The organism is Corynebacterium comes (assembly GCF_009734405.1).
In the GTDB taxonomy this organism is placed as follows: domain Bacteria; phylum Actinomycetota; class Actinomycetes; order Mycobacteriales; family Mycobacteriaceae; genus Corynebacterium; species Corynebacterium comes.
Genome location: NZ_CP046453.1, coordinates 2,739,850 through 2,758,434, shown reverse-complemented (window position 1 = coordinate 2,758,434; position 18,585 = coordinate 2,739,850). Strand labels below are relative to the sequence as shown.

Genomic DNA, 18,585 nt, shown 5'->3' with positions numbered 1-18,585 from the left:
CTTCACAGAGCTGCACAATTCTCATGCCCCCAGCATGCACTGTCAGAGTCAGAACGGTGGTGGATCGTCGCCCTGATCAGCCTCGGTGATCAGGGGTACGAATTCGGCGCTTCTTTTGGCCTGTGATTCGACACGGATTCGATCTCGGCGTTTCTCTCTTCTTTGGCTGACGGTCTGCAGCCAGTGTCGTTCCTTGGGTGAGAGTGGACCGCTGGGTTCGGAGGAGGCCCAATGGCCGTCCTCAAACAGCCAGAATTTCTCCCGCGTGTGGGGGTCGATGATGTAGCGGACCCGGCCATCCGTCTTGATGTTGTGGTGGTGCTGGCAAATGGCCGCCAGGTTGGCGGCAGTGGTGAGGCCACCCTCCTCGAAGTCGACACGGTGGTCCATCTGTGCCCGGAACCCGTGGCAGTGACAGTCGGGATAACCGCATCCGCCGTCCAGTCCGATGACCACCGCCCGGATATCCTCCGGGGTGGCATAGGAGTTGGCCACCTTGCCATAGAGGTGATCCATGTCCTGGATTTCGGTGGCCTTCTCCGCCAGCAGGTCGGTCGCTTCCGGACTGATCCAACCGATTCCGGAAATCCAGCCAGGGGCATCTTCCACATCGTGGGCGCGGTACATGTTGAGTACCACCGTTGTCTTGCCCTCGCCGCGGATGAGCTCCTTGAAGGCTTCCGTCAGGCTGATGTCCCGGGCTGCTGCATGCTTGCGCACCCGCTCGTCGATCTCAAGGGCTGACACCGAGTCCGTGACGACGTCGACGTACCCCTGGCTGCCGTCGATCCCGACGGAGAACCCCTCCCCTGCCGGGGCGGGCGTGTCATTGGCGGAGATGGTGTCGTCCAGGGTCAGGATGATGGCGTTGAGCTTCCTGCGGATCGCCCCGGCGGTGGGCAGGTTCTGATTCGGCCGCGTGGGCGTGAGGTAGGTGGTGAGTTCCTCGTCGATGATGCGCAGATGTTCGGTGACGTCTGCGTCCACCTTGCAGAGCACTGCGTCGATGGCCTTCAGTCTGGGTAGATCGAGATGGAAGAGGCGCTCCTGGAGGGCTTTGAGCCTCGGTAGTTCACGCAAACGGTGGTGGGCGAACAGAGCGCTCTGGATGTAACGATCGCCGTATCCCGTGGAGCTACGGAGCGACGCCAGGACAAGCTCGATATCCGCCATTTCATCGGGAAGAACTGACTGCCACATCTCGTGGTCGGCGCGGCGAATCCGTGCACCGTTAATCGCCACCCGGTCCGTTGTTGAGCACACCGAGTAGAAGTTGGTCGGATGAAGTAGTTCCCTGAGTACCCGGTCCACGACCGACTCCGGAGCCCCCATGACTCGCCCTCCCCTTAGGCTGTACGTTCGATACCAACGTTAGAACATGTGTCCGGAAGGTGCAAGGGGTAAACAGAAAAGGCACCCGCCCACCAAGGTGGACGGGTGCCGGGTCCGGGAAAGCTATCCGCGCTGTGTGGCAGCCTTCATCGCTGAAACAAACTCGGTCAGTTCAGACTTCAGGGCAGGCATATCGGTGATGCGTCCCGGGTTCGGGTGCACGCCTTCGACGTACCTGTCGATCAGCTTGGTGATGGCGGATCCGGAGATCGCACCTGCAGCGCCGGCCGCGATCGCCTCGGCAACGTGCTGCGGTGTGGAGATGCCGAAGCCCAGAAGGATAGGGGCGCCACCGAAACGTTTGACGTTCTCGACGACCTCCTTGAGGCCCGTAGTCTCGGATTCGCGTTCCGTGCCGGTCACCCCGTGACGGGAAACGGCATAGATGTAGCCCGTGGAGTGGGCGGCAACGCCTGCGAGGGTCTTCTCGGCGGCCTGGGCCGGGGCGATGAAGATGGGGTCGATGCCGGCGGCTCGGGCGGCGGCGGCGAAGGGCTCGCCTTCGCGCACGGGGACGTCGGGAAGCAGGATGGAGTCCGCCCCTGCCTCGGCGAATTCGCGGTAGAAGGTGTCGATGCCGCGGGTGAAGGGCACGTTGCCGTAGATGAGCATGCCGATCGGCAGATCCGGGAATTCCGCGCGGATGGTGCGGATCTGTTCGAGTGCGCCATTCACCGTTGCGCCACCGTCGAGGGCGCGGATGTGGGACTTCTGGATCGTGGGGCCGTCAGCGACCGGATCGGAGAAGGGGACGCCGAGCTCCAGGGCGTCGGCACCCGCGGCGACGACGGTTCGGACGATCTCCAGGGCGTCGGCTGACGTGGGGTCGCCGAGCATGAGGAAGGGGACGAATGCGCCCTCGTTCTTCTCGGCGAGTGCGGAGAATAATTTGTGGTAGCGGGTCATGACTACTGAGCCTCCTTGGCCAGGACGAGCGAAGGGTTCTCTTCAAGGGCGCGGCGGACGTGGTCGACGTCCTTGTCACCGCGACCCGACAGGGACACGAGGATGGTGATGTTCTCGCCCTTGTCCTCCGCCAGCTTCGCGCGCTTGAGCGCGTAAGCCATGGCGTGGGAGGACTCCAGGGCGGGGATGATGCCCTCGTACAGGGAGAGGAGCTGGAAAGCCTCGAGGGCTTCGGCGTCGGTGATGCCGACGTAGGTGGCCCGGCCGGTGTCGTGGAGGTAGGCGTGCTGCGGACCGACGCCCGGGTAGTCCAGGCCGGCGGAGATGGAATAGGACTCCTCCACCTGACCGTCGGAGTTGCGCATGAGGTAACTGCGGGCACCGTGAAGGATGCCGATCTGGCCATTGTTGATCGTGGCACCGTGCTTGCCGGAGTCCAGGCCCAGCCCGCCAGGTTCGGCCCCGACGAGTTCGACGCTCTCTTCGTCGATGAAGTCGGCGAACATGCCGATGGCGTTGGAACCGCCACCGACGCACGCGACTACGAGGTCCGGCAGACCACCGGTGCGCTCGAGCATCTGAGCCTTGGCCTCCTCGGAGATGACGCGGTGAAACTCACGCACGATCGTCGGGAAGGGGTGGGGCCCGGCGGCGGTACCGAGGAGGTAGTGGGAATCGTGGAAGGTGGCGGTCCAGTCACGCAGTGCCTCGTTGACGGCGTCCTTCAGGGTGCCGGAGCCGGCGTCGACGGGGATGACTTTCGCGCCCATGAGCTTCATGCGGAACACGTTGGGTTGCTGACGCTCGACGTCCTTGGCGCCCATGTAGATGACGCACTCGAGGTCGAGCAGTGAGCAGGCCAGTGCCGTCGCGGTACCGTGCTGGCCGGCGCCGGTCTCGGCGATGATGCGGGTCTTGCCCATGCGCTTGGCCAGCAGGGCCTGGCCGATGACCTGGTTGGTCTTGTGCGCGCCGCCGTGGACGAGGTCTTCACGCTTGAGGAAGATCCGTGCGTGTCCTCTCCCCTGGCCCGGGAGCGGGAGGTTGGAGCATTCGGTGAGCGGAGTCGGACGGCCGAGGTAATCGCGGAGGTAGGTGGCCAACTCCTCACGGAAGGAGGGGTCGTTCTGTGCGTCGACGAAGGCTTGCTCGAGCTGGTCGAGGGCCGGGATGAGCGACTCGGGGACGAACTGTCCGCCGAATTCGCCGAAGTAGGCCGGCAGGATGGTCGCGCCGCCGTCGCGCTCGGAATTGGTGGTGTTCATGTCTTTCAATCCTATGGGTAGCTGAAGCTGCGAATGGTGGCGAATGCGTGCCGCAGGGCGCCGGCGTCCTTCCTGCCCGCCCACTCCCCTGCCCCGACGGGGTACTCCACGCCGGAGTTGAGGTCGAGGCCGAGGCATCCGACGGTGAGGGCGTCGCTGAGGTTTGTGGGCGAGAGCCCTCCGGCGAGCAGGCTGTGCTGCTTCACTTCAGCGGGGATGGACGTCCAGTCGAAGGTGGTGCCGGTGCCGCCCTCGCCGGAGTCGAGGACGAGCTTGTCGACGTCGCCGACGATCGCCTTCGCCCACTCTCCGTCGGCGGAGGTCATGGAGACGGCGCGCCAGATCTCGACGCCTTCCGGCACCTCGGCCCGGACTGCACGCACGAGTTCGAGTTCGGCGTCGACCGACCCCTGGTAAGGCGCGTGGATCTGCACGGCCACGACTCCGTCGAGACAGAGCGTGCGGTAGTCCGAGGTGCGGCGAGAAACTGCGACGTATTTCAGGCCACCCTCGGAGGCGATGATCTGCTCGGCGGTTTCACGTGAAACATTGCGCCGCGAGGGCTCGTCGAAGATGAGTCCGCCGTAGACCGCGCCTGCCGCAGCTGCGGCTTGGGCGGCTGTCGGGGAGGTCAGGCCGCAGACCTTGTTCGGGCCGTACACGAGCTCGCGCGCGGCCAGGTCGACGTCCGGCTGGGAGGTCAGCTGCGAGCCGACGAGGAAGCCGTTGGAGTGGCCACCGAGCTGGCGGACGGTCTCGCTGTTGCGGATGCCGGATTCGGAGACGACGACCGCGTCCTCGGGTAACAGGGCCGCGAGACGTGCAGAGCGTTCCAGGTCGATGGAGAGGTCGTGGAGGTTCCGGTGATTGATTCCGAAGATTTTCGCTCCCAGATGTAGAGCGCGCTCCACCTCCTCCTCGTCGATCACCTCGGTGAGGATATCCAGGCCGTAGCGGGCGGCGACGTCGGCAAGCTCGGTGTACTCCTCGTCGGAAAGCACGGAGAGCATGAGCAGGATCGCGTCGGCGCCGAAGTAGCGGGCGGCGTGGATCTGGATCTCGTCGATGATGAAGTCCTTGCACAGCACCGGCAGGTGGGTCGAGGACGCGACGGTGGCCAGGTGGTCATAGTCGCCGCCGAAGCGATCCGGTTCGCAGAGGACGGAGATGCCGCTGGCGTAGCGGGAGTAGACGTGGGCGATCGCGCCCGGCTCATAGTGCTCCCGGATCATGCCGAGTGAGGGCGATGCGGACTTGCACTCCATGATGAAACGGTTGCCGCCGCGGCCGTCGGCACGCAGGTTCTCATGGAGTGAACGGGTCGACTTCGTCAGCGTGGAGAGGTCCACGTGTGCGATGCGGGCACGGATCTCCTCAAGATGGCCGCGACGGCCTTCGACGATGCCCTCGAGAACGGTCGGAAGATTGTTATGCGCCATAGTCGGTCCCTTCGTGCTTGGCGAGCCATTCCCGGACAGTGCCGTCCGAGATGAGCTTCTGCGCGAGCTCGGTGCCCTCGCGCAGCGAGTCGACGCGTGAGTTCAGGTAGAACATCGCGCCTGCGTTCACGGCCACGGCGTTGCGGTGCGCGGCCGGGCCCGTGCCGTCGAAGATGGCGCGCATGTGGACGGCGTTCTCCTCGCCGTCGCCTCCTACGAGATCGGCGAGTTCGCACTTCTCGACGCCCAGTTCCTCCGGCGTCACCTGATAGAAGATGATGTCGCCGTCCTCCTTGAGTTCCCATATGTCGGTGGGTCCGTGGACGGCGATCTCGTCGGTGCCGGAGCCGTGGACGACCAGTGCCCGGGAGCGGCCGAGTTCGCGGAAGACCTCGGCGATCATCTGGCCCTGCGCCGGGTTGGCCACGCCCATGATCTGGAACTCGGGGCGTACCGGGGAGAGCAGCGGGCCGAGCACATTGAAGATGGTGGGAATCCGCAGGGCCTTGCGCACCGGCTGCGCGTGGGCGATGGCAGGGTTGTAGGCCGGGGCGAAGAGGAAGGTGAAGTTGGCGGCCTCGAACTGACGCTGGGCACGCTCCGGGTCGAGATCCAGCGGGATGTTCAGGGCCTCGAGCACGTCCGCGGAACCGGACTTGGAGGACACGGAGCGATTGCCGTGCTTGACCACTTTGAGGCCACCGGCGGCGGCGACCAGCGATGCCCCGGTGGTGATGTTGATGGTGTTGGCGCCGTCGCCACCCGTGCCGGCGGTGTCGAGCACGCCCTTGCCGGAGACCGGGAAGGGGCGACCCGCGTTGAGGAAGGCCTTGGCTGCGCCGGCGATGTCGGCGAAGGCTTCGCCGCGGGTGCGGATGGTGGCCAGGAGGGCCGCGATATGGACGTCGTCGTATTCGCCGATGGTCATCGGGGTGAAGACCTCCACGGCCTCCTCGACGGTCGGGGTCTTCTTGTCCAGGTACTTGATGAGCACCTGGAGGGTATCGGGGTGGGTCATCGGCGGGAATCCTCTTTCCGGGAAATGGGGAGAAGTTGTTCGACGCAGCGCGCCAGGATGATCGGACCCGTCGGGCTGAGAACGCTCTCCGGGTGGAACTGCAGGCCGATCGCCATACCGTTCTCGGTCTCGGCCGCCATGACGACGTCACCGATCTCGGTCTCCGTCGTCGCCAGCGACCGCAGCCCTGCGGGAGCCGCAAGGCAGCCGAGGGAGTGGTAGCGGGCGACGGGTACGAGGCGGGCGACGACGCCGGGCAGACCGGCGTCGAGGGCCAGTCCGGCGAAGACGGGATGCTCGACTCCGGCGTCGGTGAGCGTCATCGGGACGGAGACGCCGTGGACGGGGCCGCAGGGTTCCACCGTACCGCCGTGGTGTTCGAGCAGTGCCTGGAAGCCGAGGCAGATGCCCAGCAGCGGGATCTCGCCGAGCACGCGGCCGAGGATCTGCATCATGTTGCCCGCGTCCGCCGGGTAGCCGGGGCCGGGCGAGAGGCAGATCAGGTCGGGTTCCGCTGCGAGCACGTCCTCGACGGCGACGGTGTTACGGAAGACGGTGCAGCGGTATCCGGCCTCGGCGAAAGCGTCGACGAGGTTGTAGACGAAGCTGTCGTGGTTGTCGATGAGAACGATGTGCGTCATCGGATGACCTCCAGGGTGGAATCCGCGGCGAGCGCGATGGCGTTGAGCACGGCGTAGGCCTTGTGCAGGGTTTCGTCGGCCTCGGCCTGCGGGTTGGAGTCGCGGACCACGCCGGCGCCGGCCTGGACGGAGGCGACGCCGTCCTGGACGAAGGCGGAGCGGATGACGATGCAGTTGTCCATGTCGCCGTTGCCCCGGAGGTACCCGATGGCACCGCCGTAGGAACCCCGGCGTCGCTTCTCGACGCCGCGCAGCAGCTCCATCGCCCGGATCTTCGGCGCGCCGGACAGCGTGCCCATGTTCATGCAGGCGCGGTAGGCGTCGAGGGCGTCCAGTTCGGGGTCGAGCGTGGCGGTGACGCGGGAGACGAGGTGCATGACGCGGGAGTAGCGGTCCACCTGCAGCAGGTCGGCGACCCGGCGGGTGGCGGGCACGGCGACGCGGGCGAGGTCGTTGCGGGCGAGGTCGACGAGCATGGTGTGCTCGGCGATCTCCTTGGCGTCGGTACGCAGTTCCAGCTCCATGCGGATGTCCAGCTCGTCGTTGATGGAGCCGTCCGGGTTCATGCCGCGGGGGCGGGTGCCGGCGATGGGGTAGAGCTGCACTTCGCGGGTGGTGGAGTCGAACTTCAGGTTGGACTCGGGTGAGGCGCCGAAGAGCTCGTAGGGGCGACCGTTGGTGCCGATGCCCCGCTGGTAGAACATGTACGGGCTGGGGTTGGTTTCGCGCAGCTGGCGGTAGGCGGCGAAGGCGTCGGGGCAGGGCGCGGTGAAGGTGCGTGCCGGGACAACCTGGTAGATGTCGCCGTCGTAGATGTTCTGCTTGAGGGCGACCACCTGCTCGCGGAACTCCGCGTCGGGGATGTCGGCGGTGACCTTCAGGACGTCCTCGGGGTGGTGCTCCGGCTCGTAGCTGTGCTCGGCGGCGTCGATAAGTGCGGCGAGTTCTTCGAGCCGGGCAGAGAGATCCGCCTCATCGAGGGAGACTCCGGTGAGGTGTGCGGTCTGTGATCCGTGGTTGATGGTGAGCACGATCTCGGCCAGCACGAACTGGTAGTCCGGGTAGGTGTTGGTCCCCTCCCCCACCGCGGGCAGCTCCTCGAAGGTCTCCAGGAAGTCGAAGGCGATGCCGCCGGCGAGCATGGGCAGCGTGTGTGTGGGGTCCTCGTAACCTGCGTCCCGGGTCAGGGCGCGTAGCGGCTCGACGGGGCTGACGGCCGTGAGGCGTTCGCGTTCCTCGACGGCGTCGGTCCGCGGGAACTTGAAGGTGCCGCGGCCGTAGTCGGCCAGCTGTGCGTTGAGCTTCTCGACGATCATCTCACCCGAGGCCGTCAGCGGCGTCGCGGTCACCGAGTGGCCGGTACAGGTCAGTCGTACCGAGGAGGTGAGGACCGCGACGGAGGAGATGCCTGACCGGGTGGTGATGTCGGCCGACTCCAGAAGGACGGAATCCTGGGTGGTGGTGCCGCCGAGATGGGCGAAGAGTCCGGAGGCGTCCGCGTGATAGCGGACTTCGCGGGTGAGCACCACGGGCGGGGAACTACTCGTCATCGGGTCATTCTACTTTCCTGGGGTGTTGGTTTCCCGCTGCCGGCCAGGTGGTGTACCCGAGAAAGATACAAGGCCCGCAGCGCTTCCTGGGGAAGCCGGCGGGCCTGAGATTGAGTGCAACACGTGTGGCTCGCCGATTAAGCGCGCCACCACCACTGGGTGCTTCGAGTTGAAGTCGAGTTGTTCACGTCACAGACGTTAATCTCCCTTCCGCCCCGACGCAACTCCTCCCGATGGGGTATTCAGAGAGCATGACCCCGCGCGCCTCAACCACCACCCTGCTCGCCGGTTCAACTCTCGCGGCCGTCGCGGTTCCACAGGTGATGGCGATCGCCAGACTCGTCGGTGTGGAACCCGGTCTCGGCCTGACGGGCTTCATCATCGGCGCCGTGGTCTTCGGGGCGGTGGGCGCCCACCGCATCATCAACGTCGGGCCTGACTCCAGCATCGCTCCCCTGCTCGCCGCCGGTGTCCTCGTGGTGGGCTCGGCGGATGGTTCACTGCCGCTGCTGTCACTGATGGTGGCTGTTCTGCTCATCGGCGTCGCCCTGATCCGGGGCAGCTGGATCACCCAGTTCCTCTCCCGCGCCGTCACCGTCGGGCTGCTCGCCGGCATCGGCCTGCGCATCGTGATCAGCCAGATGGAGACGGTGCTCGCCGGGCCGGTCGTCGCTGGGCTGAGCGCGGGTGTGCTGGTGATCATCCTGGTGACCCAGGCGATCAGTCCCCGGCTGCCCGGCGCGCTTCTGGCACTGATCCTGGCCGCTGCGGTCACGGGTCTGTTCAAGCTTGATGTGGCCGTCCTGGCGGAAGTGGATACGGTGTTCACCTTCGTCTCCCCGTTGACCCTCCCCTGGGGGCTGGCGGTCCAACTCCTGCCCACTGCCCTGGTCATTGCGCTGTTGATCACCGTGCAGACGGGTGCGACCGAGGCCGCCACCCGTCAGGGCCGACCCGATCTCGACCGTGACATCGGGGCCATCGGTGTGGCGTCCGCGGTGTCGGCGCTCTTCGGTTGCTTTGCCCTGAACGCCTCTCCCGCCCGCACCCGGGTCATCCAGGCCGCCCGCGGCACGAACCAGTTCGTGTCACTGGTGGCGGCGGGCCTCGTGGCGCTGGTGCTGTTCTTCGGTGGGGGCCTGGTGCCTCTGCTCCCGGAGGCCGCGGTGTCGGCGGTCCTGGTGCACATCGCCTTCACTCTCATCCGCGTGAAGGAGCTGCGCCGTATCTTCGCCTACAGCCGTGCCGAGTTCGGTGTCGCGCTGCTGACGGTCGTGCTCGTTGTCACGCTCGGCATCGCCGAGGGGGTGGCGGTAGCGGTGCTGCTCACTCTGCTGGACCGCACACGTCGGGCCGCCCGGCCGCTGGCTTACCGCAAGGGGCTGATCCCTGAGTCGAACCACTGGGTTCCCGTGGACGTCGGCATCGAGACCCATCAGGTCCCGGGCGTGCTGGTCTGGTCGGTGGAGGCGCCGATCTGGTACGCGGACGCCGATTACGTCGTGTCCGGCCTGCATGAGGAGATCGAGGACTCCGGCCCCTACAAGGTGGTGGTTCTCGACGCCGCCGCCATCACCGACCTCGACTACACCGGCGTGCAGGCGCTGTCCTCGCTTGTCGACGCCCTAGCCAAGGACGGCATCGATCTCCTCGTCGCCCGCGCCAATCTGCCGACCATTGAAGGCCTGGAGCGGGCGCGACTGCAGGTGCCGATGTTCGCGACGGTGGCCGACGCCGTGAAGGAGGGGGCACGTATCGCGGATCTGGGTGACGAGTTCCGGGCCGCCCGGGGCAAGAAGAAGGATCTCGCCGCACTGGAGGACGCCGGCCTCGACCGGTCAGCGGTGCTCCGTCAGTGGCAGGAGGATCACCGGGAGGACTGATCTACTGCTGGTCCGCCTGGGAGGCGGCGCGGCGCAGGGCGTCGACGTCCACCTCGGGGGAAGGGGCGCCACAGTTGCAGTTCTCCCCGCAGCCGCCTTCGGCGTGCTCCTCGGCGTCGAGAAGCGAGGCCATCCGGGCGCCGGCGCTGGCGCCGCCACCGAGCGCGGCGACGGCAAGCAGCACCGAGACGACCGGCAGGACCCACATCCAGCCGCTCGCGATGAAGGAGATCAGCGCGCCGAAGAGCAGCGCCACTCCGCCGAAGGTCCAGACCGGACCGGCGACGGCATGCGCGGTTTCCCACGCCGCCTTCGACTTACGGACCTCCGGCACCCGGAGGCCGAAGATCGGGTTACCCGGGAGCTTCTTCGCCCACGAGAGGGTGCCGAACAGTAGCAGGGCTACGGCGAGGACAAGCAGGATCACACCGATGACGGTCATGGGGAATCATTGTAGTCCGTGGATGCTGGGGTAAATTTCGGGGTATGAACCTCAAGCGACTCTCGCAATATCTGTTGTTCAGGGTGCTGGTCGCAGTCATCCTCGGCATCATCGGCAGTTTCTTCTTCCCGGAGTGGCTGGCCCGGGTGTTCGCCACCTTCAACAGCCTGTTCGGCAACTTCCTCGGCTTCTTCGTTCCGGTCCTCATCTTCGCGCTCATCACCCCCGCCATCGCCGGCCTGGGGCGCGGCGCCGGTAAGTGGCTCGGCATCACCACGGGCATCGCCTACGCCTCAACCATCCTGGCGGGCCTGCTCGCCTACGCGGTGGCGATCAGTGCGTACCCGTCGCTGCTCGGCGAGGAGTCCGTGAACACCGGCATCTCCGACATCGACGAGGGCGCGATCACCCCCTACTTCCAGATCGAGATGCCCCCGCCCTTCGAGGTGATGACCGCCCTGCTGCTCGCGTTCTGCGTCGGCCTGGCCATGACCGCCGTGAAGTCGGAGACTCTCCTCAAGGCTTCGCAGGACCTGGAACGGGTGATCATGAAGGTCATCGGTTCCTTCGTCATCCCCCTGCTGCCCGTGTTCATCTTCGGCATGTTCCTGACAATGGGAATGAACGGCAACCTCACCGACACCCTCAAGGTGTTCGGCAAGGTGATCATCCTCGCCATCGCGATGACCTTCGTGTTCCTGGCCTTCCAGTTCGGCGTCGCCGGCGCAGTGGCCAAAATCAATCCCTTTGTCGCGTTCAAGAACATGCTGCCGGCGTACGCCACCGCGCTGGGTACCTCATCCTCCGCCGCGACCATCCCCGTCACCTACGCCGCGACGTTGAAGAACAAGGTCGACCAGAACGTCGCCGGGTTCGTCATCCCGTTGTGCGCGACGATCCACCTGGCGGGCTCGATGGTGAAGATCACCCTCTTCGCCTTCGCCATCGTCCACATGTCCGATCTCGAGGTCTCCCCCGCCCTGGCCGTCGGCTTCATCCTCATGCTCGGCGTCACCATGGTTGCCGCGCCGGGTGTGCCTGGCGGAGCGATCATGGCGGCCGTCGGTCTGCTGTCGTCCATGCTGGGCTTCACCGATGAGCAGGTGGCCCTGATGATCGCGGCCTACATTGCCATCGACTCCTTCGGCACCGCCGCGAACGTCACCGGTGATGGTGCGATCGCGCTGATCGTCAACCGCTTCGCCAAGGGACGGATGAGCAGGGTCCGCGAGGTGGAGCGCACCGAGCCGGTCTAGTGTTCTTCGCGGCGGGAGCAGTCGGTGGGGCCGTCCCAGCTGGGGTAGAGATCCATGGCGTCACTGCCGACCGGGATCCGCAGCAGTTTCACGGAGGTGAAGAACAACGGTGTGCTGGCCGTGTTCGGGATCATCTGCAGGGTGACGGCGGCGTCGTGGAAGCGTTTCACCTTCTCGGGGTCATGGTTCCACACCCGGTGCAGCTCGCCGTCCATCTCGAAGGTGAGCCAGTGCTCATCGTGGGCCAGGGCGCAGACCTTCTTGATCTCCCCGGGCTTCTTCATGGTGAGCCCCGCCTGGATCCAGTGGACGGCATGGCCGGGGCTGTAACCGGTGCATTCGTGTGTCATGGGAGTCATCTCCTCGTGCTCGTATCTTCCCCGCCGCGTGTTCGCGCGGGGCCGATCTTCCCTCGGGGGCACCGTCCTACGAGTGGCGGTTGCCAGTCAGCCGGCCGGGGGCCGTGTGGCTGAGCTTCTTGATCGTGAACCGAGAATAGCAGACCCTAGACCAAGCTGTCTAGTTTGCGGTGAGGGGAACCCCCGTGCGGTCCCGAAGGGAGAGGGCGGCGAGGAACCCGATGGTCGTCGCAACGCAGAGATAGACGGTGACGCTGTACGTCGAGCCGGTGGACTGCACGAGGGCTGCGGCGATGGTGGGCGCGAAAGCGCCGCCGAGGATGGCGCCGATGGCGTACGTCAGCGACGTGCCCGAACCACGCACCGGCGTGGGGAAGAGCTCCGCGTACATCGCCGCCTGCTGGCCGTAGGTGAGTCCCAGCGCCACGCCCAGAAGGAGCATCGCCGCCCACAACCACCCGGTTTCCCGCATGTCCACCAGGGGGAACAGCGCTGCCGCCGCGAGGAACTGGAAGACGAAGCCGCCGAGATAGGTCTTCCTGCGCCCGATGCGGTCCGAAAGCGCGCCGGCGAAGACGGTGGACACGAGCCACGCCACCGCCGCCCCCGTCACCGCCCACAGCACCGTTCCCCGGCTCATGCCCAGCTGAGTGGATGCGTAGCTCTGGATGTAGCCACCGGCGACCATGTAACCCACCGTGCCGTTGCCGGCGAACACCAGCGCCGCGATGAGGACCTTCCGCCAGTGGTCGCGCAGCAGCGTCCGCAGCGGGCTGTGGGCCATGCCGGTCATTTCCTCGAACACGGGGGATTCTTCCACCCCACGGCGGATCCACCAGCCGACGAACATCAGCACGATCGACAGCAGGAACGGCACACGCCAGCCCCACTCGATGAACGCGTCCCCCGGCGCGATGACATTCATCAGCGCAAGCATGCCCGAACTCAACAGCAGTCCGGCAGGTGCGCCGGCCTGAGGCCCCGCCCCGAACAGGCCCCGCTTCTCGACGGGCGCGTGCTCCACCGCCAGCAGCACCGCCGAGCCCCACTCCCCTCCCGCGGAAATGCCCTGGATGATGCGGAAGAAGACCAGCAGCAGAGGTGCGGCGAGTCCGATCGAGTCGTAGGTGGGCAGGAGCCCGATGGCCGTGGTGGCCCCGCCCATGGCGATGAGCGTGACCATGAGGATGATGCGGCGCCCCAGCCGGTCCGAGAAGTGCCCCGCGAGGACTGCGCCGAGCGGGCGGAAGAGAAAGGACAGCCCGACGCTGAGGAAGGAGACGATCGTCGCCGCACCCGCATCGAGTTGTCCGAACATCACCTGGTTGAACACCAGACCCGCGACGGCGGCGTAGAGGAAGAAGTCGTACCACTCGATCGCCGTTCCGATGGTGGTGGCGGCGATGACGCGTCGGTCCTCCGCGGCTGAGTTTCGTCTGTTCATGCACCGGGAGATTACCCCCTGGTTTCTCGGCTCACCTGGTCAATGTCACGGTTGCCTCTGAGCAGTCATCGGGGTCTCATCTTCGCCACGGTCTGCGGTGCCGGCACCCTTCGGACGCAGAGTGAGGATGTGTACCGTCACGGCGGCGGCGATCAGCGGCAGGATGACGGCCGGAATGCGCATGTCGGACCAGGCCAGGAAGCCCGACGACGGCACGATGCTCACCCACAGCAGGCCGACGGTGCGGAGCTTGTGGGAACGCGTCATCGTGTTGTTGTAGTAGTTCGAGATGTACTCCCCCAGCACCCGGTGGTTGACCAGGTACGTGTGCAGGCGCTCCGAACTGCGTGCGAACAGGAACGCGGAGAGCAGGAGGAAAGGGGTCGTCGGCAGCAGCGGCAGGAAGATGCCCAGGACGCCGAGGAACAGACTGATCCCACCGATGACGATGAACAGCAGTCTGAGCATGTCATCCATCCTAGAATTAATTCATGGAATACAAAGTGGTGGAGGTCCGTGAAGGCCTCATTGGTGGCAGGCTTTCCGCGAAGAAGCTGGAGAAGATCCTCAACGACCACGGCCGGGAAGGATGGCGCTACAAGTCCATGACATCGGTGGACGTCAAAGGCCGGGTGGGGCCCGGGGGTGTGGAAGGTCTGGTGATGGTCTTCGAGAAGGGCTGATTGTCCTCCGCTTCCCTCGGATCCGATGGCCGGAACTCCGGCGGATCCATAAGTTTCTGCGTTAAGGTCAGATGAATCACTTCCCGCCGAAAACTTCAGAGGAGAGGCTTGCGTGAAGGTCGATGTACGCCGCGCCGCGCTCACGGGCTTTGCCCTCCTCCTGGTGCTGGGCATTGTTGTCGAGATTGTCGCTGCGAGACACTTCTCACCGCCCTACGACTGGGTGGGCAACACCATCAGTGATCTGGGTGCGACCACCTGCACCACGGTCAACTACTACTACCGCTCGGTCCAGGTGTGTTCACCGGCGCATCAGTTGGTCAACGCCAGCATGGCGATCAGTGGGTTGGCGATGATCGGTATGGCGACCATCCGTACCCGCACCGCCGGCTTCGACCGCTTCGCGGGTCTGCTGTGGGTGGTGGCCGGTGCGAGCACCCTCGGGATCGGTCTCATTCCCCTGGACGTCAGCCCCGATCAGCACACTTTCGTCTCGATCCCCCAGCTCCTTGCGCTGCCGATGGCCGTTTTCAGCAGTGCGATCCAGTACCGCGGCGCGATATGCCGGGCAGGTCAGGTCGTCGCCGTGGTGGGACTGGTGAGTGCTCTGTGGCTGTTCCTCGACTTCAATGCCCTGGAATACGCCGGACTGCTGGAGCGGATCATCCTCTGGCCGGCGTTCATCTGGGCCTTCTTGACGGGTATCTTCGGTCAGCGCAGGGTGCAGCAGGTCTGAGAGAGACTGGTGGAACAGAAACCGACCCCCGCCGGGTGGCGGGGGTCGGGTGGCGTGGGGTCACCGGGTGTAGGCGACGGTCACGTAGTGGAAGTTGCTGTCGGAGGTGACGTGGACGCCGTAGTTCTTCCAGTTTCCCGGTTGGTGACCGGAAGAATTGAAGTTGTTCACCATGGGGCGGTAGTTGTTCCTCTCCACCTTGTAGAAGCGGTACAGGGTGTTGTTGCCGACGTACCGTTCAGCGGTCTGTGTTCCTGAGACGCCGGAATGGTGCCAGGCGCTGGGGAGGCTGGCGGTCCGTGCCAGGTGGTTGACTGTGGCCGAGTTCTTTCCGGTGGAGCGCTTGGCCCAACTTTCTGCGGCGTTGAAGAGCTCCCGCTCTCCACGGTTCTGGTTGCCGGTCTCGTTGCCGGGGATCCAGGATGAGAGGTTTCCGAGGTTGGAGGATTGTGCGGATGCGACGCCGGTTCCTGCCAGGGTGAGGGCGGAGGCGGCTGCGATGACTGTGAGGGAGCGCGTGAACTTGTTCATGCAGATTATTTTATCTGCCATGCCCCCTCCGCGGGGTCACGATTTGACTTCTATGTCCTGATATGTTCCTGGTGTTCACGGCAGAAACTTCCGGCATCCGGCCGAAGAGTGGGAGTGTTGGCGGAACCCGCCATGAAAACCCCTTGCCCCATCCCGGGCCTCTTCCCCGTCACCGATTAGACTGATCGACCATGAGCACTCCGAATGACGGCACCGCATCGACTCCCGCGTTCCGTTACACCCCACAGCTGGCCAACGACATCGAGCGCAGCTGGCAGAAGTACTGGGTGGACAACGGCACGTTCAACGCCCCGAACCCGGTCGGCGACCTCGCCACCGATCAGCCCCTGCCGGAGGACAAGCTCTTCGTCCAGGACATGTTCCCCTACCCCTCGGGCGCCGGCCTGCACGTGGGTCACCCGCTGGGTTACATCGCCACGGACGTCTACGCCCGCTACAACCGTATGCTGGGTAAGAACGTCCTGCACACCCTGGGCTATGACTCCTTCGGTCTGCCGGCCGAGCAGTACGCCATCCAGACGGGCACGCACCCGCGGACGACGACGATGGCGAACATCAAGAACATGCGCCGCCAGCTGGATGCGTTGGGTCTGGGCCATGACCGTCGGCGCTCCGTCGCCACGACGGACCCGGAGTACTACCGCTGGACGCAGTGGATCTTCCTGCAGATCTACAACTCCTGGTTCGATGAGGAGCAGCAGAAGGCCCGCCCCATCGCTGAGCTGATCGCGCAGCTGGAGGCCGGCACCCGCACCACGAAGGACGGTTCGGACTACAACGATCTGAGCGACGTGGAGAAGCAGGAGGCCGTCGACGGGTTCCGCCTGGTCTACCGCTCGAACTCGATGGTCAACTGGTGTCCCGGCCTGGGCACCGTTCTGGCGAACGAGGAGGTCACGGGGGACGGGCGTTCGGAGCGGGGGAACTTCCCCGTCTTCCGCAAGAACCTCTCCCAGTGGATGATGCGCATCACGGCGTACTCCGACCGCCTCATCGATGACCTGGAGCTGCTCGACTGGCCCGAGAAGGTCAAGTCCATGCAGCGCAACTGGATCGGCCGTTCCCGCGGCGCCGAGGTGGATTTCCCGGCCCAGGGTCACACCATCCGCGTGTTCACCACCCGCCCGGACACCCTGTTCGGTGCCTCCTACATGGTGCTCGCGCCCGAGCACGAGCTCGTCGACGAGCTGGTGGCAGGGGGTACGGGTAGCTACGAGGGAGTCGACAGGCTCTGGACCTACGGTGCCGCAACGCCCGCGGAGGCCGTCGAAGCCTACCGCGCCGCGATCGCCGCGAAGTCCGACATCGAGCGACAGGAGAACAAGGAGAAGACCGGCGTCTTCCTGGGCGTGTACGCCACCAACCCGGTCAACGGCACGCAGATCCCGGTGTTCATCGCCGACTACGTCCTCACCGGGTACGGCACGGGCGCCATCATGGCCGTGCCGGCTCATGACGAACGCGACTACGAGTTCGCCACCGTCTTCGGCCTGCCGATCCTGGAGGTCGTCGCCGGCGGCGACATAACCGAGGCCGCCTGGACCGGTGACGGCACCCTGGTCAACTCCGCGAACACGCAGGGCCTGGACATCAACGGGCTGAACAAGGCCGAGGCCATCGAGCGCACCATCGCGTGGCTCGTCGCCGAGGGCAGGGGCACAGAGAAGATCCAGTACAAGCTGCGTGACTGGCTGTTTGCCCGTCAGCGCTACTGGGGCGAGCCCTTCCCGGTCGTCTACGACGAGCAGGGCCTGGCACACGCCCTGCCCGCGGAGATGCTCCCCGTCGAGCTGCCCGAGGTGGCGGACTACAAGCCGGTGTCCTTCGACCCGGAGGACGCGGACTCCGAGCCGCAGCCCCCGCTGGCGAAGGCCAAGGAGTGGGTCGAGGTCGAACTCGACCTGGGCGACGGCCCGAAGACCTACTTCCGCGACACCAACGTCATGCCGCAGTGGGCGGGTTCCTCCTGGTACCAGCTGCGTTACATCGACCCGAACAACTCCGAGAAGTTCGTCGACCTGGAGAACGAGCGCTACTGGACCGGACCGCAGTTCGACGGTGACTGCGGCGGCGTCGACCTGTACGTCGGCGGCGTCGAACACGCCGTGCTGCACCTGCTGTACTCCCGTTTCTGGCACAAGGTCCTCTTCGACCTGGGTCACGTCACCTCTGTCGAGCCCTACCGCCGCCTGTACAACCAGGGTTACATCCAGGCCTACGCCTACACCGACGCCCGCGGCGTCTACGTCCCGGCCGAGGAGGTCGAGGAGAAGGACGGCAGGTTCTTCTGGCAGGGCGAGGAGGTCAACCAGGAGTACGGCAAGATGGGCAAGTCCCTGAAGAACGCCGTCGCCCCGGATGACATCTGCAACAACTACGGCGCCGACACCCTGCGAGTCTATGAAATGTCCATGGGCCCGCTCGACACCTCCCGCCCCTGGGCCACGAAGGACGTCGTGGGTGCGCAGCGTTTCCTCCAGCGCCTGTGGCGCCTGGTCGTCGACGAGGAGAACGGTGACGCCCTCACCCGGGACCTCCCGTTGAGCGACGACGACAACAAGCAGCTGCACCGCACCATCGCGGGCGTGCGCGACGACTACGCCAACCTGCGCGTGAACACCGTCGTGGCCAAGCTGATCGAGTACGTCAACTACCTGACCAAGACGTACCCCGGCGCTGTTCCGGCAGCCGCCGTGGAGCCGCTGATCGTCATGGCCGCGCCCGTCGCCCCGCACATCGCGGAGGAGCTGTGGAAGCGCCTCGGCCACACCGGCACCGTCACGTTCGTGGACTTCCCCACCTTCGACGAGAAGTGGCTCGTCGACGACGAGATCGAACTGCCCGTGCAGATCAACGGCAAGGTCCGCGCCCGCGTGAACGTGCCTGCCGACGCCGACCAGGACACCATCATCGCCCGCGCGCTGGAGGAGCCGAACGTGGCCGCCCACCTGGAGGGCAGGAACCTGATCAAGCAGATCGTCGTCCCGGGCCGCATGGTCAACCTCGTGGTGAAGTAGGC

Annotated in this window: 17 protein-coding genes and 1 riboswitch; of the genes, 5 read left to right on the top strand and 12 right to left on the bottom strand. The window is 65.6% G+C overall.

The window, feature by feature from the left end; all coding sequences use genetic code 11:
• Positions 1-48 precede the first annotated feature (48 nt).
• The 7 genes from CETAM_RS13080 to CETAM_RS13050 all read right to left on the bottom strand — a co-directional run bounded on the left by CETAM_RS13080 (position 49) and on the right by CETAM_RS13050 (position 8,211).
• Positions 49-1,332 carry an HNH endonuclease signature motif containing protein gene (locus CETAM_RS13080; protein WP_156229252.1) on the bottom strand — a complete coding sequence of 428 codons (1,284 nt, stop codon included), beginning with the start codon at positions 1,330-1,332 and terminating at the stop codon, positions 49-51.
• A gap of 123 nt (positions 1,333-1,455) precedes the next feature.
• Positions 1,456-2,298, bottom strand: coding sequence for a tryptophan synthase subunit alpha (trpA, locus tag CETAM_RS13075; RefSeq protein ID WP_156229251.1), 843 nt, complete (start codon positions 2,296-2,298; stop codon positions 1,456-1,458).
• Between the two features lie 2 nt (positions 2,299-2,300).
• Entirely contained in the window at positions 2,301-3,563 is a 1,263-nt protein-coding gene (trpB, locus tag CETAM_RS13070; RefSeq protein WP_156229250.1) for a tryptophan synthase subunit beta, read from the bottom strand.
• An 11-nt stretch (positions 3,564-3,574) separates the two neighbouring features.
• Positions 3,575-5,002 (bottom strand): bifunctional indole-3-glycerol-phosphate synthase TrpC/phosphoribosylanthranilate isomerase TrpF, encoded by a 1,428-nt coding sequence (gene trpCF, locus CETAM_RS13065; RefSeq protein WP_156229249.1) that lies wholly within the window; start codon positions 5,000-5,002, stop codon positions 3,575-3,577.
• Entirely contained in the window at positions 4,992-6,020 is a 1,029-nt protein-coding gene (gene trpD, locus CETAM_RS13060; protein WP_156229248.1) for an anthranilate phosphoribosyltransferase, read from the bottom strand. The genes trpCF and trpD overlap by 11 nt, the downstream gene beginning before the upstream one ends.
• Positions 6,017-6,661 carry an anthranilate synthase component II gene (locus tag CETAM_RS13055; protein WP_156229247.1) on the bottom strand — a complete coding sequence of 215 codons (645 nt, stop codon included), beginning with the start codon at positions 6,659-6,661 and terminating at the stop codon, positions 6,017-6,019. Before CETAM_RS13055 ends, trpD begins: the two co-directional genes overlap by 4 nt.
• Positions 6,658-8,211 (bottom strand): anthranilate synthase component 1, encoded by a 1,554-nt coding sequence (locus tag CETAM_RS13050; protein ID WP_156229246.1) that lies wholly within the window; start codon positions 8,209-8,211, stop codon positions 6,658-6,660. Before CETAM_RS13050 ends, CETAM_RS13055 begins: the two co-directional genes overlap by 4 nt.
• A gap of 251 nt (positions 8,212-8,462) precedes the next feature.
• Here CETAM_RS13050 and CETAM_RS13045 point away from each other — a divergent pair, with 251 nt between their 5' ends.
• The gene (locus tag CETAM_RS13045; RefSeq protein WP_197085755.1) at positions 8,463-10,094 is read left to right on the top strand and encodes a SulP family inorganic anion transporter; all 1,632 of its coding nucleotides are present in this window, start codon (positions 8,463-8,465) and stop codon (positions 10,092-10,094) included.
• A gap of 1 nt (position 10,095) precedes the next feature.
• Here CETAM_RS13045 and CETAM_RS13040 read toward each other — a convergent pair whose 3' ends face one another.
• Positions 10,096-10,536, bottom strand: a complete 441-nt coding sequence (locus tag CETAM_RS13040) for an SdpI family protein (protein ID WP_156229244.1) — start codon at positions 10,534-10,536, stop codon at positions 10,096-10,098.
• A 44-nt stretch (positions 10,537-10,580) separates the two neighbouring features.
• Between CETAM_RS13040 and CETAM_RS13035 the strand changes: the two genes are divergently transcribed.
• The gene (locus CETAM_RS13035) at positions 10,581-11,792 is read left to right on the top strand and encodes a dicarboxylate/amino acid:cation symporter (protein WP_156229243.1); all 1,212 of its coding nucleotides are present in this window, start codon (positions 10,581-10,583) and stop codon (positions 11,790-11,792) included.
• Here CETAM_RS13035 and CETAM_RS13030 read toward each other — a convergent pair.
• From CETAM_RS13030 to CETAM_RS13020, 3 genes are all read right to left on the bottom strand, one after another.
• On the bottom strand, positions 11,789-12,142 hold the full coding sequence (locus CETAM_RS13030) for a hypothetical protein (RefSeq protein ID WP_156229242.1): 354 nt from the start codon (positions 12,140-12,142) through the stop codon (positions 11,789-11,791). The genes CETAM_RS13035 and CETAM_RS13030 overlap by 4 nt on opposite strands.
• Before the next feature lie 17 nt (positions 12,143-12,159).
• Positions 12,160-12,276: riboswitch (SAM riboswitch) on the bottom strand.
• A 35-nt stretch (positions 12,277-12,311) separates the two neighbouring features.
• Positions 12,312-13,595 (bottom strand): MFS transporter, encoded by a 1,284-nt coding sequence (locus tag CETAM_RS13025; RefSeq protein WP_156229241.1) that lies wholly within the window; start codon positions 13,593-13,595, stop codon positions 12,312-12,314.
• A 45-nt stretch (positions 13,596-13,640) separates the two neighbouring features.
• Positions 13,641-14,063 (bottom strand): YbaN family protein, encoded by a 423-nt coding sequence (locus CETAM_RS13020; protein ID WP_156229240.1) that lies wholly within the window; start codon positions 14,061-14,063, stop codon positions 13,641-13,643.
• 23 nt (positions 14,064-14,086) lie between these two features.
• Here CETAM_RS13020 and CETAM_RS13015 point away from each other — a divergent pair, with 23 nt between their 5' ends.
• The gene (locus CETAM_RS13015; protein WP_156229239.1) at positions 14,087-14,278 is read left to right on the top strand and encodes a DUF4177 domain-containing protein; all 192 of its coding nucleotides are present in this window, start codon (positions 14,087-14,089) and stop codon (positions 14,276-14,278) included.
• A 112-nt stretch (positions 14,279-14,390) separates the two neighbouring features.
• Complete coding sequence (locus tag CETAM_RS13010; RefSeq protein WP_156229238.1) at positions 14,391-15,014, top strand: DUF998 domain-containing protein; 624 nt, start codon at positions 14,391-14,393, stop codon at positions 15,012-15,014.
• A 60-nt stretch (positions 15,015-15,074) separates the two neighbouring features.
• On the opposite strand, the gene CETAM_RS13005 is transcribed toward CETAM_RS13010, so the two are convergent.
• Positions 15,075-15,545 carry a hypothetical protein gene (locus tag CETAM_RS13005; protein WP_156229237.1) on the bottom strand — a complete coding sequence of 157 codons (471 nt, stop codon included), beginning with the start codon at positions 15,543-15,545 and terminating at the stop codon, positions 15,075-15,077.
• 191 nt (positions 15,546-15,736) lie between these two features.
• On the opposite strand from CETAM_RS13005, the gene leuS reads away from it, so the two are divergent.
• On the top strand, positions 15,737-18,583 hold the full coding sequence (leuS, locus tag CETAM_RS13000) for a leucine--tRNA ligase (RefSeq protein WP_156229236.1): 2,847 nt from the start codon (positions 15,737-15,739) through the stop codon (positions 18,581-18,583).
• The last annotated feature ends 2 nt before the right edge of the window (positions 18,584-18,585 follow it).